Annotated in this window: 21 protein-coding genes and 2 pseudogenes; 15 read left to right on the top strand and 8 right to left on the bottom strand. The window is 75.2% G+C overall.

Features of this window, described 5'->3' with window-relative positions; translation table 11 throughout:
* Positions 1-19: 19 nt before the first annotated feature.
* A complete protein-coding gene (gene argJ / locus ACWEO5_RS18665; protein ID WP_452163389.1) occupies positions 20-1,204 on the bottom strand; it encodes a bifunctional glutamate N-acetyltransferase/amino-acid acetyltransferase ArgJ in 1,185 nt (394 codons plus the stop codon).
* Complete coding sequence (gene argC, locus ACWEO5_RS18660; RefSeq protein WP_452163388.1) at positions 1,201-2,229, bottom strand: N-acetyl-gamma-glutamyl-phosphate reductase; 1,029 nt, start codon at positions 2,227-2,229, stop codon at positions 1,201-1,203. The genes argJ and argC overlap by 4 nt, the downstream gene beginning before the upstream one ends.
* A gap of 369 nt (positions 2,230-2,598) precedes the next feature.
* Between argC and ACWEO5_RS18655 the strand changes: the two genes are divergently transcribed.
* Positions 2,599-3,189: a hypothetical protein gene (locus ACWEO5_RS18655; RefSeq protein WP_452163387.1), complete on the top strand. Its 591-nt coding sequence runs from the start codon at positions 2,599-2,601 to the stop codon at positions 3,187-3,189.
* Positions 3,190-3,343: 154 nt separating this feature from the next.
* Here ACWEO5_RS18655 and ACWEO5_RS18650 read toward each other — a convergent pair whose 3' ends face one another.
* Entirely contained in the window at positions 3,344-4,342 is a 999-nt protein-coding gene (locus ACWEO5_RS18650) for a LacI family DNA-binding transcriptional regulator (RefSeq protein WP_452163386.1), read from the bottom strand.
* Positions 4,343-4,559: 217 nt separating this feature from the next.
* Between ACWEO5_RS18650 and ACWEO5_RS18645 the strand changes: the two genes are divergently transcribed.
* The 8 genes from ACWEO5_RS18645 (at position 4,560) to ACWEO5_RS18610 (ending at position 11,578) form a co-directional block, all read left to right on the top strand.
* Positions 4,560-5,462 (top strand): ribokinase, encoded by a 903-nt coding sequence (locus ACWEO5_RS18645; protein WP_452163385.1) that lies wholly within the window; start codon positions 4,560-4,562, stop codon positions 5,460-5,462.
* Between the two features lie 49 nt (positions 5,463-5,511).
* Complete coding sequence (locus ACWEO5_RS18640) at positions 5,512-6,858, top strand: NtaA/DmoA family FMN-dependent monooxygenase (protein WP_452163384.1); 1,347 nt, start codon at positions 5,512-5,514, stop codon at positions 6,856-6,858.
* A gap of 48 nt (positions 6,859-6,906) precedes the next feature.
* A complete protein-coding gene (locus ACWEO5_RS18635; RefSeq protein ID WP_344555268.1) occupies positions 6,907-7,413 on the top strand; it encodes a flavin reductase family protein in 507 nt (168 codons plus the stop codon).
* Positions 7,406-7,831, top strand: coding sequence for a riboflavin kinase (locus tag ACWEO5_RS18630; protein WP_452163383.1), 426 nt, complete (start codon positions 7,406-7,408; stop codon positions 7,829-7,831). The genes ACWEO5_RS18635 and ACWEO5_RS18630 overlap by 8 nt, the downstream gene beginning before the upstream one ends.
* 214 nt (positions 7,832-8,045) lie before the next feature.
* Positions 8,046-8,738, top strand: a complete 693-nt coding sequence (locus tag ACWEO5_RS18625) for a nicotinamide mononucleotide transporter family protein (RefSeq protein WP_344555272.1) — start codon at positions 8,046-8,048, stop codon at positions 8,736-8,738.
* Between the two features lie 68 nt (positions 8,739-8,806).
* On the top strand, positions 8,807-9,367 hold the full coding sequence (locus ACWEO5_RS18620; protein WP_452163382.1) for an Imm21 family immunity protein: 561 nt from the start codon (positions 8,807-8,809) through the stop codon (positions 9,365-9,367).
* Positions 9,368-9,408: 41 nt separating this feature from the next.
* Positions 9,409-10,899 carry a hypothetical protein gene (locus ACWEO5_RS18615; RefSeq protein WP_452163381.1) on the top strand — a complete coding sequence of 497 codons (1,491 nt, stop codon included), beginning with the start codon at positions 9,409-9,411 and terminating at the stop codon, positions 10,897-10,899.
* A 79-nt stretch (positions 10,900-10,978) separates the two neighbouring features.
* A complete protein-coding gene (locus ACWEO5_RS18610; protein WP_452163379.1) occupies positions 10,979-11,578 on the top strand; it encodes a hypothetical protein in 600 nt (199 codons plus the stop codon).
* 275 nt (positions 11,579-11,853) lie between these two features.
* On the opposite strand, the gene ACWEO5_RS18605 is transcribed toward ACWEO5_RS18610, so the two are convergent.
* Positions 11,854-13,086: an erythromycin esterase family protein gene (locus ACWEO5_RS18605; RefSeq protein ID WP_452163378.1), complete on the bottom strand. Its 1,233-nt coding sequence runs from the start codon at positions 13,084-13,086 to the stop codon at positions 11,854-11,856.
* A gap of 80 nt (positions 13,087-13,166) precedes the next feature.
* On the opposite strand from ACWEO5_RS18605, the gene ACWEO5_RS18600 reads away from it, so the two are divergent.
* Both ACWEO5_RS18600 and ACWEO5_RS18595 read left to right on the top strand, forming a co-directional pair.
* The gene (locus ACWEO5_RS18600) at positions 13,167-13,868 is read left to right on the top strand and encodes a MerR family transcriptional regulator (protein ID WP_452163377.1); all 702 of its coding nucleotides are present in this window, start codon (positions 13,167-13,169) and stop codon (positions 13,866-13,868) included.
* A gap of 90 nt (positions 13,869-13,958) precedes the next feature.
* Positions 13,959-14,738 carry a HEAT repeat domain-containing protein gene (locus ACWEO5_RS18595; protein ID WP_452163376.1) on the top strand — a complete coding sequence of 260 codons (780 nt, stop codon included), beginning with the start codon at positions 13,959-13,961 and terminating at the stop codon, positions 14,736-14,738.
* Positions 14,739-14,744: 6 nt separating this feature from the next.
* Here ACWEO5_RS18595 and ACWEO5_RS18590 read toward each other — a convergent pair.
* Both ACWEO5_RS18590 and ACWEO5_RS18585 read right to left on the bottom strand, forming a co-directional pair.
* Positions 14,745-15,089: pseudogene (locus ACWEO5_RS18590) on the bottom strand (amidohydrolase family protein); the annotation flags it as partial.
* Positions 15,078-15,332: pseudogene (locus tag ACWEO5_RS18585) on the bottom strand (amino acid transporter); the annotation flags it as partial. The pseudogenes ACWEO5_RS18585 and ACWEO5_RS18590, both read right to left, overlap by 12 nt.
* 345 nt (positions 15,333-15,677) lie before the next feature.
* Between ACWEO5_RS18585 and ACWEO5_RS18580 the strand changes: the two are divergent.
* A complete protein-coding gene (locus tag ACWEO5_RS18580) occupies positions 15,678-16,892 on the top strand; it encodes a beta-ketoacyl-[acyl-carrier-protein] synthase family protein (protein WP_452163375.1) in 1,215 nt (404 codons plus the stop codon).
* Between the two features lie 57 nt (positions 16,893-16,949).
* On the opposite strand, the gene ACWEO5_RS18575 is transcribed toward ACWEO5_RS18580, so the two are convergent.
* The gene (locus tag ACWEO5_RS18575; protein WP_452163374.1) at positions 16,950-17,981 is read right to left on the bottom strand and encodes an ADP-ribosylglycohydrolase family protein; all 1,032 of its coding nucleotides are present in this window, start codon (positions 17,979-17,981) and stop codon (positions 16,950-16,952) included.
* A 52-nt stretch (positions 17,982-18,033) separates the two neighbouring features.
* Between ACWEO5_RS18575 and ACWEO5_RS18570 the strand changes: the two genes are divergently transcribed.
* The 3 genes from ACWEO5_RS18570 (at position 18,034) to ACWEO5_RS18560 (ending at position 20,427) form a co-directional block, all read left to right on the top strand.
* Entirely contained in the window at positions 18,034-19,188 is a 1,155-nt protein-coding gene (locus tag ACWEO5_RS18570; protein WP_452163373.1) for a methyltransferase, read from the top strand.
* Positions 19,185-19,370, top strand: a complete 186-nt coding sequence (locus ACWEO5_RS18565; RefSeq protein WP_452163372.1) for a hypothetical protein — start codon at positions 19,185-19,187, stop codon at positions 19,368-19,370. The genes ACWEO5_RS18570 and ACWEO5_RS18565 overlap by 4 nt, the downstream gene beginning before the upstream one ends.
* A 124-nt stretch (positions 19,371-19,494) precedes the next feature.
* Positions 19,495-20,427, top strand: coding sequence for a rhomboid family intramembrane serine protease (locus ACWEO5_RS18560; RefSeq protein ID WP_452163371.1), 933 nt, complete (start codon positions 19,495-19,497; stop codon positions 20,425-20,427).
* Positions 20,428-20,434: 7 nt separating this feature from the next.
* Here the strand turns inward: ACWEO5_RS18560 and pdxR are convergent, their stop codons facing one another.
* On the bottom strand, positions 20,435-21,805 hold the full coding sequence (gene pdxR / locus ACWEO5_RS18555; protein ID WP_452163370.1) for a MocR-like pyridoxine biosynthesis transcription factor PdxR: 1,371 nt from the start codon (positions 21,803-21,805) through the stop codon (positions 20,435-20,437).
* Positions 21,806-21,896: the final 91 nt, after the last annotated feature.

Below are 21,896 nucleotides of genomic sequence, written 5' to 3'. Positions count from 1 at the left end.
TGGTTCCGTCCCCCTCGGGTCAGCTGGAGTACGCGCTGTTCTCGTGCACGTACTCGGCGGTCAGGTCGTTGGTCCAGACGGTGGCCGCGGCCCGACCGGCCTTCAGGTCGGCGGTGATGACGACCTCGCGGTCCTTCATCGAGACCAGGTCGCGGTCCTCGCCGACGCCGCCGCCCCGGCACACCCAGACGCCGTTGATGGCGACGTCCAGCTGGTCCGGGTCGAAGGCGGCGGAGGTGGTGCCGATCGCGGACAGCACCCGGCCCCAGTTGGGGTCCTCGCCGTGGATGGCGCACTTGAGCAGGTTGCTGCGGGAGATCGTGCGGGCGACGTCGACGGCCTCGTCCTCGGTGGCCGCGTTGACCACCTCGATCCGGATGTCCTTGGAGGCGCCCTCGGCGTCGCCGATCAGCTGGCGGGCCAGGTCGGCGCAGACGGTGCGCACGGCCTCGGCGAACTCGGCCTGCCCGGGCGCCACTTCGGAGGCACCGGAGGCCAGCAGCAGCACGGTGTCGTTGGTGGACATGCAGCCGTCGGAGTCGACCCGGTCGAAGGTGGTGCGGGTGGCGTCGCGCAGCGCGGCGTCCAGCGCGGCGGAGTCGACCACGGCGTCGGTGGTGACCACGACCAGCATGGTGGCCAGGCCGGGGGCGAGCATGCCCGCGCCCTTGGCCATGCCGCCGACCGTCCAGCCCGCGGGGGCGGTGACCTGGGCGGTCTTGTGCACGGTGTCGGTGGTCTTGATGGCGATCGCGGCGCTCTCGCCACCGGTGTCGCTGAGGGCCTTCACCGCGAGCTCGACGCCGGGCAGCAGCTTGTCCATCGGCAGCCGGACGCCGATCAGGCCGGTGGAGCAGACCGCGACCTCGATGGCGCCGATGCCGAGCTCGGCGGCGACCTTCTCGGCGGTGGCGTGGGTGTCCTGGAAGCCCTCGGGGCCGGTGCAGGCGTTGGCGCCGCCGGAGTTGAGGACCACGGCGGCCAGTTCGCCGTCGTTCAGCACCTGGCGCGACCACTTGACCGGCGCGGCGTGCACCCGGTTGGAGGTGAACACGCCGGCGGCGGCGTGCCGCGGGCCGTCGTTGACGACCAGCGCGAGGTCCGGGTTGCCGGACGCCTTGATGCCCGCGGTGACGCCCGCCGCGCGGAAGCCCCTGGCCGCGGTGACGCCGACGCCGACGGTGCTCTGGTCCTGGGTGGTCACGGTGCGACTCCGTTCAGCGGGAGGCCGAGCTCCTCGGGGAGGCCGAGGGCGATGTTCATGCTCTGCACCGCGCCGCCCGCGGTGCCCTTCACCAGGTTGTCGATCGCGCTGATCGCGATGATCCGCCCGGCGTGCTCGTCCAGCACGACCTGCAGCACGGCGGCGTTCGAGCCGTACACGGACGAGGTGTGCGGCCACTGCCCCTCGGGCAGCAGGTGGACGAACGGCTCGTCGCCGTACGCCTTCTCGTACGCGGCCCGCAGCTCGGCGCCGGTGGTGCCGGGCTTCGCCTTGGCCGAGCAGGTGGCGAGGATGCCGCGCGGCATCGGCGCCAGGGTGGGCGTGAAGGAGACGGTGACCGGCTCGCCCGCGAGCGGGGCCAGGTTCTGCGCCATCTCCGGGGTGTGCCGGTGGCCGCCGCCGACGCCGTACGGGCTCATCGAGCCCATCACCTCGCTGCCCAGCAGGTGCGCCTTGGCGGCCTTGCCCGCGCCGGAGGTGCCGGACGCGGCGGTGATCACCGCCTCCGGCTCGGCCAGGCCCGCGGCGTACATCGGGTACATGGCGAGCGTGACGGAGGTCGGGTAGCAGCCGGGCACGGCGATCCGCTTGCTGCCGCGCAGCGCCTCGCGGTGGCCGGGCAGTTCGGGCAGGCCGTAGGGCCACGTCCCGGCGTGCGGGGAGCCGTAGAACTGCTCCCAGTCGGCGGACGACTTCAGGCGGTGGTCGGCACCCAGGTCGACCACCAGGACGTCCTCGCCGAGCTGGGCGGCGACCTCGGCGGACTGCCCGTGCGGCAGGCCGAGGAAGACGACGTCGTGCCCCGCCAGCGTCTGCGGGTTGGTCGGCTCCAGCACCCGGTCGGCCAGGCCGATCAGGTGCGGCTGCAGCGCGCCGAAGCGCTGGCCCGCGTTGGAGGCGCCGGTCAGCGCGCCGATCTCCACCTCGGGGTGCGCCTGCAGCAGTCGCAGCACCTCACCGCCCGCGTATCCGCTCGCGCCGGCGACGGCTACTCGCAATACCATGGCATTCCCTCCTGAAGCCCAGCATGAATATACGCAGCCTAGCAAAATCATGCAAGGATGCGGTCGGTCCGGACCCTGTCCTGCCCACCTCCCGGAGGGCGGACCATGACCGATCTCGCCACAGCGGCGCACCTGTTGACCGGGGACGGCCTCCCGGTGGAACTGCCGGCCCGCCACCCCCGACGGCCGGGCCGAGCCGCTACCCGCCCCCGCGTGCTGCGAGGCGCTCGCCCGCAGCCCCGACGGGCGCTGCCTCGCCGTCCGCGGCAACGCCCACGTCGAATCGCTGGACGTCTTCGCCTTACCCCCGTCCGGACGAACGCCCGCCGGGCGGATGAGCGGGCGGGTGGCGGCCCGTACCCTGCGGGCATGGACCTGGCGGAGGCGTGGCACGAGCGGCTGGCGGAGCTGGTCGGGTGGCGGACGGCCCGGCGGCGGGAGATCGACTGGGCGGGGGTGGCGGCCCGGTTGGGGACGCGGCTGCCGCTCGGCTACCGGCTGCTGGCGGAGCGCTTCGGGGCGGGGGCGTTCGACGGGCTGTCGCTGCTGGTGCCGGGGGCGCCGGACCCGCTGCTGGACCTGGAGCGGAACACGGCGCGGTTGGCCCGGGCGACCGCCGAGTGGCCCGGGCGGCTCGATCCGCACCCGGCGTTCCCCGCGCCGGGCGGGCTGCTGCAGTGGCTGGACGGCGAGGACGGCCAGTTGCAGGCGTACTGGCTGACCGACGCGGGCGACCCGGACCGGTGGCCGGTCCTGAGCAACGGCGCCGACGGCACGGCCGCGGAGTGGGAGCGCTTCGACGGGCCTGCCGGGCAGTACCTGTTCCGGCTGTTCACCGGCCGCCGCCCGGGCGCGTACGCCGGGGGGCCGCCGCCGGTCCGCTTCGAGCCCGCGGGTCCGGCGGCCGCGTCCTGGGAGGACGAGGGGCTTGAGGAGTGGAGTCCCGACCCGCACTGGTGAGTTGACGCCAGGTCAGGAAATTACATCCGCGCCGGCGGAGGCGCGGACCACGAGCTGCGGAGCGAAACGCTCGACCCCCTCCGCACGATCGGCAGCAGGCCCCCGGAACAGGGCGGGCGCACGCTCGACCCCCACCCCACCCCTTCGACCCCGGTCAGGCACCCGCACCCGCATCCGTGGAAGCCCGAACCACCAACTGCGGAGCGAAACGCTCGACACCTTCGGTGCGGTCGGCGGCCGACCCCTGGAGGAGGGCGAGGGCGCGTTCGGCCATGTCGGCGAGCGGGTGGCGGATGGAGGTGATCGGGGGGTCGAGGAGTTCGAGCAGTTCGGTGTCGTCGAAGCCGGTGACGGCGATCTCGCCGGGCACGGAGACCGCCGAGCGCTGCAGGGTGCTGACCAGGCCGACGGCGAGGACGTCCGCGCCGCAGACGACGGCGTCGACCTCGGCGCGGCGTTCGGCGATCTTGCGGCCGGCGGTGCGGCCGGCGTCGGTGGTGAAGCTGGGGAGCAGCACGGTGGTGGCGCCGTCGCCGCGGGCGGCGGTGAACGCGGCGAGGCGTTCGGCGCCGGAGGAGGACGCCTGGTCGGCGGCGACCAGGGCGATCCGGTGGCGGCCGAGGCCCTCCAGGTGGTCGAGCAGCAGGCGCACCGCGGCGGCGTTGTCGAGGGTGACGGCGACGGTGCCGGAGCCGTGCGCCCAGCGGTCGAACAGCACGACGGGGGCGCGTTCGGCGGCGGCCCGGACGGCGGCCCCGGAGGCGGCGGCGGAGACCGGGACGACCAGCAGCCCGTCGACGCGTCCGCTCAGCAGGGTCTCGATCTGTTCGGCCTCGATGGCGGGCGAGTTGGCCGCGTCGGAGACGACGAGCTGGCCGCCGGCGGCCCGGACCCGCTGGGCGAGGGCGTCGGCGAGCTGGACGAAGTACGGGTTGGCGAGCGAGGGGACGACCACGCCGACGGTGCCGGTGGTGCCGGTGCGCAGCGCCCGCGCGGAGTGGTTGGTGCGGTAGCCGAGGCGCCGGGCGGCCTCCTCGACCCGGCGGGCCAGGTCGGGGTCGACGTTGCGCGGGGTGCCGGCCAGGACGCGCGAGGCGGTGGCCCGGGAGACGCCGGCGGCCGCGGCCACGTCGAGGAGTCGGGGCGCTGTCACGTGGGGTCCTCCCCGGTCGGAGCGGTCTGGGCGGCGGTGCGCGGGCCGCGCGGCGCGTTCCCGGTCTCCGAGCGGTGACGGCCGGGTCTCGTTCCGGTCGGCGGCGCCCTGGCGGGCCTGAGCTGGCGCGATGCGCAGCACGAGGGTACTTGACGCCTCGTGAGTGCTGGTCCACAGTGTGGGAGATCGATCTCCCATGGCTCCCGAGGAGTCCCAGATGCCGTCCATCACCGTCGTCGGTTCGGTCAACCGCGACCTCGTCCTGACCGTCGAGGACCTGCCGCGGCCCGGCGAGACCGTGCTCGCGCGGGGCTTCGTCGAGGGCGTCGGCGGCAAGGGCGCCAACCAGGCCGTCGCGGCCGCCCGGCTCGGCTCGCAGGTCCGCCTGGTGGCCCGGGTCGGGGCGGACGGCGAGCCGATCCGGCGGGTGCTGGCCGCCGAGGGCGTCGACCTCGACGCGGTGCTGACCGCGCCGGACGCCACCACCGGGATCGCCTCGGTGGTGGTCGACCGGGCGGGCGAGAACACCATCGTGGTCAACCCCGGCGCCAACGCCGTCCTCTCGGTCGAGGACCTGCCGCAGTGGCTGGCCCGCACCCCCGGCGAGGTGGTGCTGGTGCAGCACGAGGTGGCCGCCGAGGTGGTGGCGGCCGCGGTGCTGCGGGCCCGGGAGCAGGGCGGCACGGTCGTCCTCAACCCGGCCCCGGCCCGTCCGGTCGCCGCCGAGGTGCTGGCCGCCGTCGACGTCCTGGTGCCCAACCTGGGCGAGCTGGCCGCGCTGCTCGGCACCGCGCCGGTGGCCGGCCCGGCCGCCGCCCGCGAACTGCTGGAAGGCGCCGAACTGCCGTGCGGCGCCGTGGTGGTCACGCTCGGCGCGGACGGGGCGCTGATCAAGCGGCCGGGCCGCCCGGCCGTCCACCTGCCCGCCCCGGCGGTGGACGCCGTCGACACCGTCGGCGCCGGCGACACCTTCTGCGGCGCCCTCGCCGACGCGCTCGCCCGCGGCGCCGACCTGCCCGCCGCGGCGGCCCGCGCCGTCCGGGCGGCCTCGCTGGCCGTCACCGGGCTCGGCGCCCAGTCCTCGATGCCGTACGCGGCGCAGCTCGACACCCTCCCCTGACTCACCGTCAGTTCCCCCGCACCGCCTGCCTGTTCAACGGAGAACACCCATGCGCAGCCTCAAGCTCGGCCTGTTCGAGAACGCCCAGACCAACGCCAGCGGCACCGCCACCTGGCGGCACCCCGACAGCCGCCGCCACCTGTTCGACACCCTCGGCTACTGGCAGGAGGTGGCCCGGCTGTGCGAGGACGCCAAGCTGGACTTCCTGTTCCTGGCCGACGCCTGGGGCTGGTCGGAGATCAACGGGGTCCGCCCGCCGATCGCCACCGAGGAGACCCTCGACCTGCCCCGGCTGGACCCGTTCGTGATCGCCTCGGCGCTGCTGGCCTCCACCACCGACCTGGGCCTGGTGGTGACCGGCTCGGTGCTGGTCGAGCCGCCGTACGCGTTCGCCCGCCGCCTGGCCACCCTGGACCAGCTCTCCGGCGGCCGCCTCGGCTGGAACGTGGTCACCACCGGCACCGCCGACACCGCCGTCAAGGCGTTCGGGATGGACATGGTCGCGCACGACGACCGGTACGCGATGGCCGAGGACTTCCTCGACCTGGTCTACAAGTACTGGGAGGGCGCCTGGGAGCCGGACGCGCTGGAGAAGGACAAGGCCGGGCGCTTCGCCGACCCGGCCAAGGTGCACCTGGTCGAGCACGAGGGCCCGTTCTTCCGCTCGCACGGCTACGGCAACACCGCCCGCTCCCCGCAGGGCACCCCGGTGCTGTTCCAGGCCGGCGCCTCCCCGGCCGGCCGCCGGGTCGGCGGGCGGCACGGCGAGTGCATGTTCGTCGGCAGCGGCAGCGTCGAGCAGCTGGCCGGCCACACCAAGGCGATCCGCGCGGAGGCCGTGAACGCCGGACGCGGGGCCGACGAGGTCAAGGTGATGTCGGCGTTCTCCTGCGTGGTCGGCGCCACCACCTCGGACGCCGAGCGCCGCTGGCAGCGGATCCTGGACGCGCAGCGCCCCGAGGTCACCGTCGCCTCGTACGCGATGTTCACCGGCCTGGACCTGTCCTCGTACCCGCCGGAGACCCCGATGACCGAGCTGTCCACCGAGATGTCGCAGACCCAGATCGCCCGGTTCGCGGGCCGGACGGTCGGCGACGTGCTCGCCGACTGGCACACCCACGGCGTGGGCGCCCGCCCGGTGGTCGGCACCGCCGAGGAGATCGCCGACGAGATCTGCGCCCTGGCGGAGGGCGCCGACCTGGACGGCTTCCTGCTCTCGCCGACCGTGCAGCCCGCCTCCACCGTCGAGTTCGTCGAGTCGGTGCTGCCGATCCTGCGCGAGCGCGGCGTGTTCCGCGGCGAGTACGCGGACGGCGAGTCGCTGCGCGAGCGCCTCACCGGCTCCGGCGACCGGGCGCTGCCCGCCAGCCACCCGGGCGCGCGGCACCGGCACTGACCTGCACCTCCGTACCACTTCCGGCACCACGAGAGGACGGCACCGGCCATGGCCACTCCCGTTCACCACCCCTCCGCACTGGACGCGGGCGCGCTGCGGCAGGCGTTCGGGGCCTACCCCACCGGCGTGGTCGCGATCGGCGCGCTGCGCGACGGCGGACCGGTCGGCTTCGCGGCCAGTTCGTTCGTGTCGATCTCGCTGGAGCCGCCGATGGTCGCGGTCAGCGTGGCCCGCACCTCCACCACCTGGCCCCGGCTGGCCGAGGCCCCGGTGCTCGGCCTGAGCGTGCTCAGCCACGGCCAGGGCGCGCTGTGCCGCAAGCTCGCCTCCCGGGCGGGCGACCGGTTCGACGGCACGCCCTGGCAGGCCACCGGCGACGGCGCGGTGCTGATCCACGACGCCGCGCTGTGGCTGACCGCCCGGGTCGGCCCGGTGTACGACGGCGGCGACCACGAGATCGTCCTGCTGGAACTGCTCTCCGCGGAGCTGTTCCCGGGCGTGGAGCCGCTGGTCTTCCACACCAGCCAGTTCCGCGAGCTCAGCCCCCATGCCTGAGCCCTCCCTCCCCTCGACTCCCCTGGTCGGCACGGTCGTTCACGGCGCCGGCCGGGGGAAGGGCCTCGGCTTCCCCACCGCCAACCTCTCCCCCGCACCCGGCACGGCCGTCCCGCCACCCGCGATCTACAGCGGCTGGCTGACCCGCCCGGTGACCGGGGGCGTGCACCGGGCCACCGTCAGCATCGGGACCAACCCGACGTTCGGCGACTCGCCCGAGGTGCACGTCGAGGTGCACTGCCACGACACCTCGGACGACCTGTACGGCGAACGCGTCGAACTGTGGTTCGTCGCCCGGCTGCGCGACACCGAGAAGTTCGCCACCGTGGGCGAACTGCTCGCCGCCGCGCACGAGGACGTCCGCCGCTCGGACGCCCTGCTGGCCGCCGCACCCCGCCCCGCCGCCCCCACCGCTTGAGGCGCTGAGCCCCTGAGCCCGGTCGGCCCCGCCGCTCCCCCGCTTCCGGGCGGGGCCGACCGTTCCCCCCTCCCTTCCCCTCCGGCACGCACCCCCGCCCCACCCCCGTCACCGCGCCCGATGCCCGCGTGCCCGGCCGACCTCCCCTCCCCTGCGCGGGTCGGCCGTCCCTCCCCCACCACCACCTCGCTCCGTACGAACAAAGGTGTGAGTCATGAGCGCATTCCACTGGTTGAACGAGCAGTTCAGCTTCTTCGGCCTCCCCGTCTACTGGTCCGACTTCCTGGGCAACATCCTGGCGCTCGCCACCGTCTGGCTGGCCCTGCGCCGGTCGCTGGTGGCCTGGCCGGTGCAGATCCTCGGCTCGGTGTTCCTGCTGATCGCCAGCCTGAACGTGGACCTCGGCGGCAACGCCGCCCGGCAGGTCGTGATCATCGTCTCGGCGTCCTGGGGCTGGGCGACCTGGAAGCGCAGCCGCGAGCAGGAGGGCGCCATCAACGTCCGCTGGGCGAACTGGAGCGAGCGCGCGGTGCTGATGGCCGCGATGGTGCTCGGCACGGTCGCCTTCGCCGCGGTGCTGAAGTGGCAGGACGCCTCGTTCTACCCCGGCGCGCCGATGTGGATGGTGAGCGCGGACGCCTGGATCTTCGTCGGTTCGATCATCGCGATGTACAGCCAGGCCCGCCGCTACATCGAGTTCTGGTTCGTCTGGCTGGCGGTCGACCTGGTCGGCGTGCCGCTGGCGGTGCACTCGGAGCTGTACTTCTCCGGCATCGTGTACGCGGTCTTCTTCGTGATGGTGGTCATCGGCATCCGCGACTGGGCCTCGCGCAGCAAGCCGCAGGAGATCGCCTCGCCGCTGGAGCCGGCCGTCCTGATCGAGAGCCGCGAGGAGACCACCCGCTGAACCCCTCGCACGGGCCGTCCCCAGCACGGGGGCGGCCCGTGTCAGTGTGTCGGAGCAGGATGGCCGCCATGAACACCTCCGTCCGGGTGCCCTCGATGGGCGGCCCACTGGTCGTCGTCCCGTGCTCCGCCCTCGCCGCCTGGGGCGGCTGCACCCCGGAGGCGCTGATCCTGGGCGGTTCCGGGCTGGACGGTACGGGCGGGCCGGACGACTACGACCGGGCGTGCGGGGTCGAGGGGTGGGCGGAGACGGTCGCACTGCGCGGCAGCCGACTGCGCGCCCTGGTGCTGGGCGGCGAGCCGGCCACCACCTGCTACCTGCCCGCGCACCGGATCTTCGTCCGCTGGACGGGCGGCTACGACTGGGACGAACTGCTGCCCACCGTGGGCGAGTTGATCGCCGACCCGGCCATCACCTGGGAGGACTGCGGCAGTTGGGAGACGGACGGCCCGGCCGTCCTGATGGACTCCGCCGAGGCGGGCGCCGATCTGGGCATCTCGTACCCGCCGTACCCGGACGGTGACGGCAGGGTGCCGGCCGAGGCACCCGTGCCGCTCCCGGCCGGGCGGTGGCGAGTGCGTTCCGACGCGACGGGCGGCCTGCTCCAGCTCCTGCCCGTAGGCCGATAACCGGCTGATCGACCTGCCTGCGGTCTGCGACGATCACCCGTGTGAACAGCTCCCGCCGCATCGTCCGCGTCCTGGCCGACCGCCCGCTCGCCGAGGTCGGCGAGCCCGCCCTCGCGACGGCCGACGACCGGCGCGGCCTGCTCGCCGTCGCCGGGGCCACCGAGGGCGGAAAGCCCGCGCCGATCGCGGTGTACGACACGTCCGGGTCGTCGTCCGGGCCGTCCTGCGTGGCGCTGGCACACTCCCGTTTCCCGGTACGCGCGCTGGCCTTCCATCCGGAGCTGCCGCTGCTGGCGATCGGTACCGGCGCGTACGACGGGGGCTACCACTTCGAGGGTGAGCTGCTCCTGCTGGACCTCACCACCGGCGCGGCCGTCTCGCTGTTCGAGCACTGGCTCGGGCGCGAGGTGCGCGGCCTGGAATGGGCGGACGGCACCTCGCTGCACCTGCTGCTGGCCCCGCCGGACGACTGGAAGGACCGGACCGCCCACCGGGAGGGTCACCGCGCCCGGCTGCACCGCGCGAACTGGCGTGGTCTCGCGGCGGGTTCGGTCAGCGAGCGGGAGCTGACCGGTCCACGCGTCCCCGCGCTCCGGTCGGACGGCAGCGCGTCCGCCCGCGCCCTGCTGGACGGTCTCGCCACCGGACGGGAGCGGCGCGGCCCGGTCCACGCAGTCGCGGAACTGGCGGACGGCCGGCTGCTGGCCCCCCTCCCCGGCGTGCTGCTGGAGTGCCGGACGCCGACCGGCGAACCCGCCTGGGCGGTGCCGACGAACGGCGCAGGCCACGAACTGGTGATCGCCCCGGACGAGGACCGCGCCTGGGTGTACCTGACCGGTCCGCACTCGGACGCCCTCGACGCCCCCGCCACCGTCGCGGAGGTGCGCCTCGCCGACGGCGCGGTGACGGCGCGGCACCAACTCCCGGTTCCCGCATTCCTGTTCACCGGACCTGACGACCTGCCCGGGCTCGCCCCGCGCACCTTTCGCCCACTGCGGATCCGGCGCGGCACCCTGGCGTACTCACTCGCCAACCGGAACTCCTCCCTGTGGGTGACGGCCGCCGATCCGACCGCGCTGCCCGCCGAACAGCGGGCCGGACGGCTGGCCGGACGTGCCCGGACGCGCTTCCGACAGTCCTGGGAGCCCGGGCAACGGCACTTCGGCGGCCCGGGCGTCGAACTCCCGGACGGCGACCTGCTGCACGCGGGCACCGTGTACGACGGCCGGGGCCTGCAACCGGGCGGCTCCTTCGTGGTGCGCCGCGACCCGTCCGACGGCGCGCCGCGCTGGGCGTTCCGCACCGACCTCCCGGCTACCGCACTGGACCTGGACATGGACCGCGACACCGTCCACCTCGCCTACGAAGAAGGCGAGGTGGTCTCCCTCTCGGCCACCGACGGCACTGTCCGTCACCGCGCCCCGCTCACCCTCGGCCCGGTCGTCGTGCGCCCGACCGCGCTCACCGTCCCGGGCCCGGGGCGGCTGCTGGTCGGCACCGTCGACGGCCGCGTCCTCGACTGCGTCACCTGACCAGCGCCCCGTCCGCACCACCCGCCTCCGCATTCCGCCCTCCGCATTCCGCATTCCGCTTCCGCGAAAGGAGCAGTCCTTGACCGCCTCCGATCTCGTCGCCCCGCTCGGCGATCCCGCCGTCGCGGTGGCCGACCCGGACCGCCGGCTGCTCGCCGTGGCCTGTGCCGACGGGTACGGCGAGGCGCTGAAGCTCAGCCTGTTCGAGACCGGTGCCACGCCCCGACTGATCCGGCGGTTCGGCTTCGACCAGTCGGTGAACGCCCTCGCCTTCCACTCCGAGCTGCCGCTGCTGGCCGTCGGCACCGGCGACTACGACGGCGGCTACGCCTTCTCCGGGCAGCTGTTCCTGATCGACCTCGACGCCCCCGCCCGGCGCCCGCGCCGGCTGTTCGCCGCGCGCACCGACCGCCAGGTGCTCGCCCTCCGGTGGCTGGACCGGCACCGGCTGCAGCTGCACCTCGCCCCGCCCGACGACGACGAGGACGAGGCCGCGCACACCGAGGCCCACACCGTCCTGCTCCACCGCACGGACTGGGCCGACCTGCCGACCGGCTCCGTCACCGCACGCCACCTGCACGGCCCGCGCGGCCCGTTCCCCCGCCCCGACGGCAGCGCCGCCGCCCGGGCGCTGACCGCCCGGCTGCTCACCCCGCCCGCGCACCGGCACGACCGCTGAGCCGGCCGTTCCGCTCGCGGGCCCGCTACTCCGGCGGCAGCAGGCGCAGCAGGTCCGCGACCGGGAGGGACGGGTTCGCGGCGGCACGGGGCGCGGTCGCGGGGTCGGCGAGCAGTTCGCGGAGCCGGTCGAGCGGCAGGGCCGGGTGCTCGGCGGCCTCGCCGGAGGCCCGGGCGAGGTACGCCGCCGGCTCGCTGCCCTTCTACCTGGCGTACGAGTTCACCGCGGCGGACGGCCGGGTGCTGCTCTTCATCGAGACGTTCTGCTGAGCCCGCTCACGCGTCCCCGCCGCCGAACAGCCCCTGCTGCCGGGCGATCTCCCGGACGAACACCACCCCGTCCAGCTGCCCGAGTTCCGCCGGGTCCAGTCCGAAGTAGGTGTGGTCGGCCGGGACTCGCGCCTTGACCCCGCCCAACCCGCTCACCACCGCGTCGAGTTGCTTCGGGACGAGGACGCTGCGCGGGAACGGGAGGGTGGCGAGGAGCCCTTCGAGGGTGTCGGGGGCCGGGTGGTCGTCGGGGGCGCGGTGGCCGAAGGCGGTGGCGAGGAAGGCGTATCCGTCGCCGAGGCGGGATTCGAGCAGGGATCCGGCGCTCCACCACTGGAGCAGCTGTTCGCCGAGCGGGATGCGGGCGGCCGTGCGCTGGAGGTGCCGGTTGTGGGCGAAGAGCAGGGTCGGGCCGCGGCGGGCCTCGCGGTGGAGGATCGCCTCGACGTTGTCGGCGATCATCAGACCCCGCTGCTGCATCAGGGAGTTGAGCCGGTCGGGCCCGTCCCCGGCGGTCGCCGCGTGGTAGCGGAGCAGGCCGGTGGCGGTGCGGGCGTCGAGTTCGGCCTGCCAGAGTGCGTCCTGCTCGTGCTGGAACTGCGGGCGGTGCGCGGCCAGCAGGAGGTTCAACTCGTCGGCGAGCAGCCGCAGCCGGACGGCGTCCTCGGTGCGGCCGATCGAGCGGGCGGGGTCGAGGGCGGCGGCGGGTTCGGTCCAGCGGTCGTCCGGCCCGTGCAGGTGGAGCAACTCCTCGCGGGCGGGGAGGGGTTGGCCGGGGAGGCGGGTGGCCAGGAAGTCGTGCAGCCGGAGCAGCGCGGGGCCGGGTGCGGCGGCGCCGGTGTACTCCAACGGGCCGTCCGCCCCGTAGAACCTGATCCGCTCGTCCGCCCCGGCCGAAGCGTTGAACTGCCGGGCCCAGCAAACGAGTTCGCGGTTCCCGGCGTACGCCCCGAAGCCGTGGCCGAAGCCCTCCCGCAGCACGGTGTCCAACTCGCCGTCCGCGCCGTCCAGGTAGGCGTCGACGGTGCGCGCGGCCAGGCAGTCGCTCTCGACCGCGATCGAGCGGTAGCCGTGCGCGGTGACCAGGTGGCGGAAGAGTTCGTTGCGGAGGTCGAGGAACTCCTCGGCGCCGTGGGTGGGCTCGCCGAGGGCGAGCAACCGGGTGCCGGCGGGGACGAGGGCGGCGAGGGCGGCGGCGGTGAAGGGACGGGCGGCGTCCCCGAGCGAGGCGGCGGTCATGGCTTCCAACGTATCGTTGAAGTCACGGTGTAAGCTTTTCCGCTCCCAGCCCGGGAATCGACCAGGAAACCTTCAAACCCATGCCGCTGCGTCCGATCGACCTGGCCCGCGCGCACGGCCTGTCCGCCCAGGCGGTGCGCAACTACGAGGAGGCGGGCGTCCTCCCGGCCGCCGCCCGTTCCGCGCACGGGTACCGGCAGTACGGCGAGCGCCACGCGGCCGCGCTGCGGGCCTTCCTCGCACTGCTGCCGGGGCACGGCCACCCGGCCGCCACCGCGATCATGTGCGCCGTCAACGCGGACGACCTGCCGGAGGCGCTGCGCCTGATCGACGACGGCCACGCCCTGCTCGCCGAGGACCGCCGCACCCTGGAGGCGGTCCGCACCGCGCTCGACCACCTGCCCGCCACCGACCCGCCGCCCGCCGCGACGGCCGCCGCCGGGACCCACATCGGTCCGCTCGCCCACCGCCTGGGCCTGCGCCCGGCCACCCTCCGCGCCTGGGAGCGGGCGGGCCTGGTCGTTCCGCCCCGGGACACCCGCACCGGGTACCGGATGTACACCCCCGCGCAGGTCCGCGAACTGCTCCTCGCCGAGCAACTCCGGCGCGGCGGGCACGGCTTGGCCCGCACCGCCGAGATCCTGGACCGGCTGCGCACGGCGGGCTCCCCGGCGGCGCTCCGCCCGACCCTGACCGCCTGGCAGGACCGACTGACCGCCCGCGGCCGCGCCCTGCTCGCCGGCTCGGCCGCCCTGCACGCCTACCTGGACCACCCGAGCTGAGCCCCGCAGGCCGCCCGCCACCGCGCGCCACCACCCGCCACCTGCGAAAACCGCTGGCCTCAGCCGCCACCCGCACCCCGGCATCCCGCCATGCACCCCGCCGCCACCACCGCCACCACCGCCACCACCTTCACCGCCACCACCGACGACGACGCCGTCGAGATCGCCGCGCTGGTCGCCGACCTCGACGCGGAGTCGACCGCCACCGCCGAGGAGGCGCAGTACGGTCTGATCCACCTCGGCCCGCAGGTGCTGGACGCGGTGATCGCGGCGACGCCGACGCTGAACCCGTTCGGTCAGCTGTGCGCGATCGAGGTGTTCAACGCCTTCGACGACCGGCGCCCGGGCGCGGTGCTGATCGGCCTGCTGGAGAGCGGAAACGCGGTGGTCCGCCAGTGGTCGGCGGAGTCCCTGGGCAGGCTGCGTGTCGAGGCGGCCACCCCGGCACTGCGGCGGACGTACGCGGAGTTCAACCGGCGCGGCGAGGCGCCGGACGACTGCGAGGGCGTGGCGCTGCGCGAGGCGCTGACCGAGCTGGGGGCGCGCCGCGAGGTGGTGCCACCGCGCGTGAGGGAGTTGAGCGTGGACGGGGAGGGGTGGTGCTGGCCGGCGGCCCGTCTCCCGGAGGTGATCGGGGAGTTGGCGGCGCACGGGCAGGCGGTGCTGTACTTCATGCTCCGGGAGGTCCGGCCGGACGGGAGCCGGTACGGAGGCTCCGGCCCGGGCATCGACTGGGATGTGGACCGCTCCTGGCCGTGGGAGCGGGTCGTCGAGCACTGCCGCGACTGGGCCCTGCTGGCCGCCGAATCGGTCGAGCAGGGCCCGGAGCCGGTGGCGACGATCTGCTGGATCGACGCCGCCGACCTCTGAAGTCCCTTACCCGGCACCCCGGTTGGTGACGACCCCGTTGAACGTGGTGAGCGGCACCGCCGTCTCGGCGAAGGCGTCCGGGTCGGCGGTGAGCGGGTCGAGGGCGAAGGCGGTGAGGTCGGCGCGCAGGCCGGGGGCGATCCGTCCGGTGTGCACGGACTCGCCTGCGGCGCGGGCCGCGTGGGTGGTGTAGCCCTCCAGGGCCATCAGCGCGGCGAAGGCCTGGCCGGGGTTGACGGGCGCGGTGCCGGTTCCGGCGTGGCGGCGCAGTTGGGCGTAGGCGAGGACGCCGCGCGGGTCGTGGTGGGCGATCGGCCAGTCGGAGCCGAGCGCGAGGGTGGCGCCGAAGTCGATCGAGCGGAAGCCGCCGTACCAGATCACCAGCAGGCCGATCAGCGCGGGCAGCAGCCAGGGGACGTCGTGGCCGGTGAGCGCCTGGACGGTGTCCCTGGTGGCCGAGCCGAGCAGGCCGAAGACGCCGATGTTCATGCCGAGGTAGCCGAGCAGGGCGAGCAGGGCGAGCAGGGCGGCGCCGAACCCGGCGGGGCGGCCGAGGCCCTGGGTGATGTACGCGCAGAAGCCGCCGGCGTTGCGCTGGTGCTCGGCTCCGTGCTCGACCTCGCCGCCCCCGAGACGGCCTGGGACCCGACCGCCGACACCCCCCCGCCTCGCCGAGGCCCTGCGCGCCGCCGGACCGGGGCGCAGCGACGCCGCGTTCGACCTGGCGCTCACCGCCCTGCCGCCCCGGGCGCACGCCCTGCCGCCCTGACCGGCCGTCAGACAAAAATGTAGGGAACCTACAACTCCACCGGGTGCGACTCAGTCCTACCCGGCAGCCTTCCATGCCCGTTTCCCTTGGCAGAGTGGGGCCCATCGGATCACCGGCCGAACGCCGGCAGAGACCGATCATTGTGCTGCCTTTACAACGGGAGTATCGCCATGCGCACCGCCCACGACACCGTCGTCATCACCGGCCTCGGGGCCACCACCCCGCTCGGCGGCACCGCCCCCGCCACCTGGCGGGCCATGTGCGAAGGGCACAACGGCATCCGCGCCCTCGACCGCCCGTGGGCCGCCGAACTGCCGATCCGGATCGCCGGACAGCTCGCCGTCGAACCCTCCACCGTCCTCGACCGGATCGAGGCCCGCCGCCTCGACCGCAGCGAACAGCTCGCCCTGATCGCCGCCCGCGAAGCCTGGGCCGACGCCGGACGCCCCGCGGTCGAGGGCGAACGGTTCGCCGTGGTCATCGGCACCGGCACCGGCGGCGCGGTCACCATGCTCGACCAGGACGACGTGCTGGAACGCTCCGGCGTCCGCAAGGTCTCCCCGCACACCGTCCCGATGCTGATGGCCAACGGGCCCGCCGCCTGGGTCTCCATCGACCTCGGCGCCAAGGCCGGCGCCCACACCCCCGTCAGCGCGTGCGCCTCCGGCGCCGAGGCCCTCGCCCTCGCCGTGGACCTGATCCGCCTCGGCCGCGCCGACGTCGTCCTCGCCGGCGGCACCGAAGCCTGCCTGCACCCCCTCCCGCTGGCCGGATTCGCCCAGGCCCGCGCCCACTCGCTGCGCAATGACGACCCGGCCGGCGCCTCCCGCCCCTTCGACACCGGACGCGACGGCTTCGTCATCGCCGAGGGCGCCGCGATGCTCGTCCTCGAACGCGCCACCCTGCGCCCGCACGCCCGCCGCTACGCCACCCTGGCCGGCGCCGCCGTCACCTCCGACGCCCACCACATCACCGCCGGCCACGCCGACGGCCAGGTCCGCGCCGTCCGAGGCGCCCTCGCCGACGCCGGCCTGCCCCCCGAGGCGATCGGCCTGGTCCACGCCCACGCCACCTCCACCCCGCTGGGCGACCTCACCGAAGCCGAGACCCTCGCCCGCGTCTTCGGTCCGCACCGCCCCGCCGTCACCGCCACCAAGTCCATGACCGGCCACCTCTTCGGCGCCGCCGGAGCCCTCTCCGCCCTCGCCACCGCCTACTCCCTCCACCACCAGCACGCCCCCGCCGTCCGCAACCTCGCCACCCCCGACCCCGCCACCCCCCTCGACCTCGTCACCACCTCCGGCCCGCGGTCCGCCACCGCCGCCCTCACCAACTCCTTCGGCTTCGGCGGCCACAACGCGGCCCTGGTCCTCACCACCGCCTGATCACCTCCGCACACGAGTACGCACAACAGGGGCCCGGGGAACGGCGGGTCCGAGCTGCTACCGGCCGGAGCCCGTCGAAGGCCCGTGCTGCTGCGTGCCGTGAGCAGTGCCCCCGGAGCCCCTGGCCGGCCACCGCCCCCGCACGCCCGCCACCGTCCCCGCACGCCCGCCCTCGTCCAGCGCCACCGCCAGCGCCGCCAGCTCCCCCGCCCGCAGCACCCGCCCGGTCGGGGGCAGCGGCACGTGCAGCGCCGCCGGCCACCGCGCCGGGATCGCGTCCGCCCCGTACACCGCCCCCGCCAACCCGCCGGTGACGGCCGCCGTCGTGTCGGTGTCGCCGCCGAGGTCGATCACCGCCCGCAGCGCGTCCGCGAAGCCGCCGGTCTCCCGGAGCGCCCAGAGGGCCGAGCCGAGGCACGCCCACACCGCCCCGTTGCCCTCCGTCGCCAGCTCCGGCCGCCAGTCCGGCGCGAGGACCCGCGCCCACCGCTCCCGGTGCTCGGCCCGCACCTCGCGGAGCGTCCGCGGCACCGCCGCCACCGGGTCGCCGCCGTCCAGGGCGACGCGCAGCAGTTCGTGCAGGATCGCGGTGCCCTCCCAGGCCGCGCCGTCGCCGTGGGTGAGCGCGGTGATCCGGCGCGCCGCGGCCATCGTCGCCGCGCGCCCCTGCGGCGCGAACCAGACCGCCCCGGTGACGGCCCGCATCAGCGCGCCGTTCCCGGCGGCCCGGCCCTCGGCCTGGAAGTGCAGGGCGGCGGCGAGGTCCCAGGGCAGTCCGCCGCCGAGCACGATCTCGGTCTGGATGCCGATGTCCTTGGGATCGCCCGCCGCCCAGCCGCGGAACCGTTCGAACATCTCGGGCAGGTCGAGCCCGCCGGCCGCGAGCAGCGATTCGCCGAGGTGGACGGCCATCTGGGTGTCGTCGGTGGCCTCGCCCGGCTCCCAGCCGCCGCCCCCGCACATCTCGGCGGGGCCGGGGAAGCGCGCCCCGAACGCCCCGGCCGGCCCGAACTCGAAGGGTGCGCCGAGGGCGTCCCCGACCGCCGAGCCGAGCACCGCCCCGACCACCCGCTCCCGCCGTCCCGGCACGTCCGCCTCACTCTCCGTAGCGCTCTCGCCCTCCGCTAGCCTGGTGGGCACGATGAACTGTTTCACCACCGCCTGGGGCGAGTTCGAGCTGGCCCGGTTCCCGGAGGATCCGCGCGAGCAGCTGCGCGCCTGGGACGCCGCCGACGACTACCTGCTGCGGCACCTGCACGAGGAGGCGGTGCCGCTGGACGGCGCGGTCACCGTCCTCGGCGACCGTTGGGGCGCGCTCTCCACCGCGCTGGCGGCGAAGGCCGGCCCGCTCACCGCGGTCACCGACTCGTACCTGGCCTCCCGGGCGATCGCCGCGAACCTCGCCCGCAACGGCCTCGACCCGGCCGCCGTGACGGTCCGCAGCACCCAGGACGCCCCGCCCGCGCGGATCGACGTGCTGCTGGTGCGGGTCCCGAAGAGCCTGGCCCTGCTGGAGGACCAGCTGCACCGGCTGGCCCCGGCCGTGCACGAGGGCACCGTGGTCGCGGGCACCGGCATGGTCACCGAGATCCACACCTCCACCCTGGAGCTGTTCGAGCGGATCCTCGGCCCGACCCGCACCTCGCTGGCGGTCCGCAAGGCCCGCCTGATCCACACCGCGCCGGACGCCGGCCTCGCCCGTCCGGCCAACCCGTGGCCGCTGCGCTACCGGCTCCCGGACGGCATCGGCGTCCTGTCCGGCCGCCAGGTCGCCAACCAGGCGGGCGTGTTCTGCGCGGACCGCCTCGACATCGGCACCCGCTTCTTCCTCCAGCACCTGCCCGAGCCGACCGGCGGCCCGCGCCGGATCGTCGACCTGGGCTGCGGCAACGGCGTTCTCGGCACGGCCGCCGCGCTCGCCGACCCGAACGCCGAACTCCGCTTCGTGGACGAGTCGTTCCAGGCCGTGGCCTCCGCCGAGGAGACCTTCCGCGGCAACCTCGGCCCCGACCGGGCCGCCGAGTTCCTGGTCGGCGACGCCCTCGCCGACCTCCCCACCGCCTCCGCCGACCTGGTCCTGCTCAACCCCCCGTTCCACTCCCACCAGGCCACCACCGACGCCATCGCCCGGCGGATGTTCACCGGCGCCCGCCGTGTCCTGCGCCCGGGCGGCGAACTGCGCGTGGTCGGCAACCGCCACCTCGGCTACCACGTCACCCTGCGCCGCCTGTTCGGCAACTGCCGCACGGTGGCGGGCAGTCCGAAGTTCACGATCCTGAGCACCGTCCGCCGGTGAACCCCGCGCCGTCGACCGTGCCCGCCGGTAGCCTCCCGCCACCGTCGACGGAAGAGGAAGGAACGGATGACGGCGCCACCCACGCCCCCTCCCCGGTCGCCGCGCCCGGCCCGGACGGCAGCCGGCTCGCCGTCGGGCTCCCGGGCACCGTCGCCGTGATCGACCTGCCCGCAGTGGTCTGAACCCCTCCCCTCCCTGCTGCGTGCGCCGTCCGGGCCGTGCTCTAGGGTGAGCGCCGTTTCACCGTGGAAGATCGCCGTGGAGACCCCCGCGGCCGAGCACCACCGCCCAGGGGAGGACCCGCACATGGCCGCCACGCATCCCGATCCGGGAGCCCCGGCTCCCGAGCCGCCGCCGCCGACCTGCTTCCGGCACGCCGACCGGGAGTCGTACGTCCGCTGCACCCGCTGCGACCGCAACGTCTGCCCGGCCTGCCGGCGCGAGGCGGCGGTCGGCTACCAGTGCGTGGAGTGCGTCAAGTCCGGCCACCAGGGCGTCCGGCAGGCCCGGACGGCGTTCGGCGGCCGGATCACCTCCCGCCCGTACGCGACCCTCGTGCTGATCGCCCTGAACGTGGCCGCGTACCTGGTCGAACTGGTCCGGCCGGAGACGGTGAACCGCTTCGCGGTGCTGGGCTCGAACGTCCTGCCGCCGCCCCCGGACGCCGACCCGTACACGTACGTGCCGCACTTCTCGGGCATCGCGCACGGCGAGTGGGAGCGGCTGATCACCGGCGCGTTCCTGCACCTGGAGCCGACCGCGTGGCCGATGGGCGTCCTGCACATCGTGTTCAACATGTACTGGCTGTGGAACCTGGGCCAGGTGGTCGAGAACCGGCTCGGCGTGCTGCGCTTCCTCGCGCTGTACCTGCTGTCCGCGCTGGGCTCCTCCGCCCTGACCTACTGGCTCGCCCCGGAGACCCTGGCGATGGGCGCCTCCGGCGCGGTCTTCGGCCTGGCCGGCGGGTACTGGGTGCTCAGCCGCCGACAGGGCTACGACCCGCTCGGCGGCAACCAGATGCTGGTCACCCTGGTGCTGTGGATGGTGCTCTCGGCGGGCTTCACCTCCTGGCAGGGCCACCTGGGCGGCCTGCTCACCGGCCTGGCCGCCGGCGCCGCCCTCGGCTACGCGCCGAAGCAGCAGCGCGGGCTCGTCCAGTCCATCAACCTGGCGGCCGTGCTCGCGGTGGTGGCGATAGTGATCGTGATAGCCACCGACCAGGCACCACACGTCAGTTGACGATTCGTCAGCCGATCTCCCGGTACGCCGCGCCGAGCAGCGCCGCCGCCTCGCGCAGCCGCTGCTCGGCCGGCACCGCGTACCCGAGCGCGACGGCCCCGGGGCCGGGCGACAGCCGCCCGGGGGCGACCGGCGCGATCCGCACCCCGTGCCGCAGCGCGGCCGCCACCAGCTCCGACTCGTCGGCGCCGGACGGCAGTTCGGCGTACAGGTGCAGACCGGCGGCGACCCCGCGCAGCCCGGCCCGCGGCAGGTGCTCGCGCAGGCCGGCCACCAGCGCGTCGCGGCGGGCGCGGTAGCGGGGGCGGACGGCGCGCAGGTGGCGGTCGTAGCCGCCGCCCTCCAGCAGTGCGGCGAAGGCGAGTTGGTCGATCGCGCCGGTGCCGAGGTCGGCGTAGCGCTTGGCCTCCCGGAAGTCCCCGGCCAGCCAGGAGGGCAGCACCGCCCAGCCGAGCCGCAGCCCGGGCGCCAGGGTCTTGCTGAGCGAGCCCAGGTACACCGTCCGCTCGGGTGCCAACCCCTGGACGGCGCCCAGCGGTTCGCGGTCGTAGCGGAACTCGGCGTCGTAGTCGTCCTCCACCACCAGCCCGCCGGCCCGCGCCCAGGCGGCGAGTTCGCCCCGTCGGCGGGCCGACAGCACGACCCCGGTGGGGTACTGGTGGGCGGGCGTGACCAGCACCGCGTCCGCCCCGCTCGCCGCCAACTCGCTCACCACCAGGCCCTCCTGGTCGACGGGTACGCCGACCGGCTCGATGCCGTGGGCACGCAGCAGCTCCAGGGTGCCGGGCGAGGCCGGGTCCTCCAGCGCGATCCGCCGCCGCCCGTGCCGGGCCAGCACCCCGGTCAGCAGCGCCAGCCCCTGCCCGACCCCGCTGACCACCGCCACCCGCTCCGGCCGTGCGGCCACCGCCCGCACCCGGCCCAGGTAGGCCGCCAACTCCCCGCGCAGCTGCGGCAGTCCGGCCGGATCGCCGTACCCCAGATCCCGGTTCGCAACCCCCTGCAGCGCCCGCCGCACCGCCCCCGCCCAGGCCGTCCGCGGGAACGCCCCCAGGTCGGGCGAGCCCGGCTTCAGGTCGTACCGCGGCTCGGCCGCCACCGCCCGGACGTCCGCCCCCGGCGGCTCGGCCGCCACCCCGTCCGCGACCCTGGTCCCCGACCCCTGCCGCCCCACCAGGTAGCCCTCGGCGGCGAGTTGCTCGTACGCCTCGACCACCACCCCGCGTGAGACGCCCAGTTGGACGGCCAGCGCCCGGCTCGCGGGCAGCCGCGCCCCGGCGACCAGCCGACCGTCCCGCACCGCCGCCCGCAGCTCCCGGGTCAGCCGCCCGGCCAGCTCCCCGCCGCCCTCCCCCAGCGTGATCAGCAACTCCCGCACCCGAAGCCTCACTTCCTTCCACACAGGGAGCCCGGTCAGGAACGGCGGGAGGCGAAAACAGGGGCCCGGGGAACGGCGGGGCCGTGCTGCT

It is taken from the genome of Kitasatospora sp. NPDC004272 (genome assembly GCF_053603035.1).
This window is presented reverse-complemented; position numbering and strand designations above follow the sequence as displayed.

Excerpts from the sequence above, each read along its gene's own strand:
- ACWEO5_RS18605 (WP_452163378.1), bottom strand. The coding sequence starts at position 13,086 with ATGACCGCCGCCTCGCTCGGGGACGCCGCCCGTCCCTTCACCGCCGCC.
- ACWEO5_RS18640 (WP_452163384.1), top strand. The coding sequence starts at position 5,512 with ATGCGCAGCCTCAAGCTCGGCCTGTTCGAGAACGCCCAGACCAACGCC.
- ACWEO5_RS18655 (WP_452163387.1), top strand. The coding sequence starts at position 2,599 with ATGGACCTGGCGGAGGCGTGGCACGAGCGGCTGGCGGAGCTGGTCGGG.
- ACWEO5_RS18630 (WP_452163383.1), top strand. The coding sequence starts at position 7,406 with ATGCCTGAGCCCTCCCTCCCCTCGACTCCCCTGGTCGGCACGGTCGTT.
- ACWEO5_RS18580 (WP_452163375.1), top strand. The coding sequence starts at position 15,678 with ATGCGCACCGCCCACGACACCGTCGTCATCACCGGCCTCGGGGCCACC.
- argC (WP_452163388.1), bottom strand. The coding sequence starts at position 2,229 with ATGGTATTGCGAGTAGCCGTCGCCGGCGCGAGCGGATACGCGGGCGGT.
- ACWEO5_RS18625 (WP_344555272.1), top strand. The coding sequence starts at position 8,046 with ATGAGCGCATTCCACTGGTTGAACGAGCAGTTCAGCTTCTTCGGCCTC.
- ACWEO5_RS18570 (WP_452163373.1), top strand. The coding sequence starts at position 18,034 with ATGAACTGTTTCACCACCGCCTGGGGCGAGTTCGAGCTGGCCCGGTTC.
- ACWEO5_RS18560 (WP_452163371.1), top strand. The coding sequence starts at position 19,495 with ATGGCCGCCACGCATCCCGATCCGGGAGCCCCGGCTCCCGAGCCGCCG.
- ACWEO5_RS18645 (WP_452163385.1), top strand. The coding sequence starts at position 4,560 with ATGCCGTCCATCACCGTCGTCGGTTCGGTCAACCGCGACCTCGTCCTG.
- ACWEO5_RS18635 (WP_344555268.1), top strand. The coding sequence starts at position 6,907 with ATGGCCACTCCCGTTCACCACCCCTCCGCACTGGACGCGGGCGCGCTG.
- ACWEO5_RS18620 (WP_452163382.1), top strand. The coding sequence starts at position 8,807 with ATGAACACCTCCGTCCGGGTGCCCTCGATGGGCGGCCCACTGGTCGTC.
- ACWEO5_RS18595 (WP_452163376.1), top strand. The coding sequence starts at position 13,959 with ATGCACCCCGCCGCCACCACCGCCACCACCGCCACCACCTTCACCGCC.
- ACWEO5_RS18600 (WP_452163377.1), top strand. The coding sequence starts at position 13,167 with ATGCCGCTGCGTCCGATCGACCTGGCCCGCGCGCACGGCCTGTCCGCC.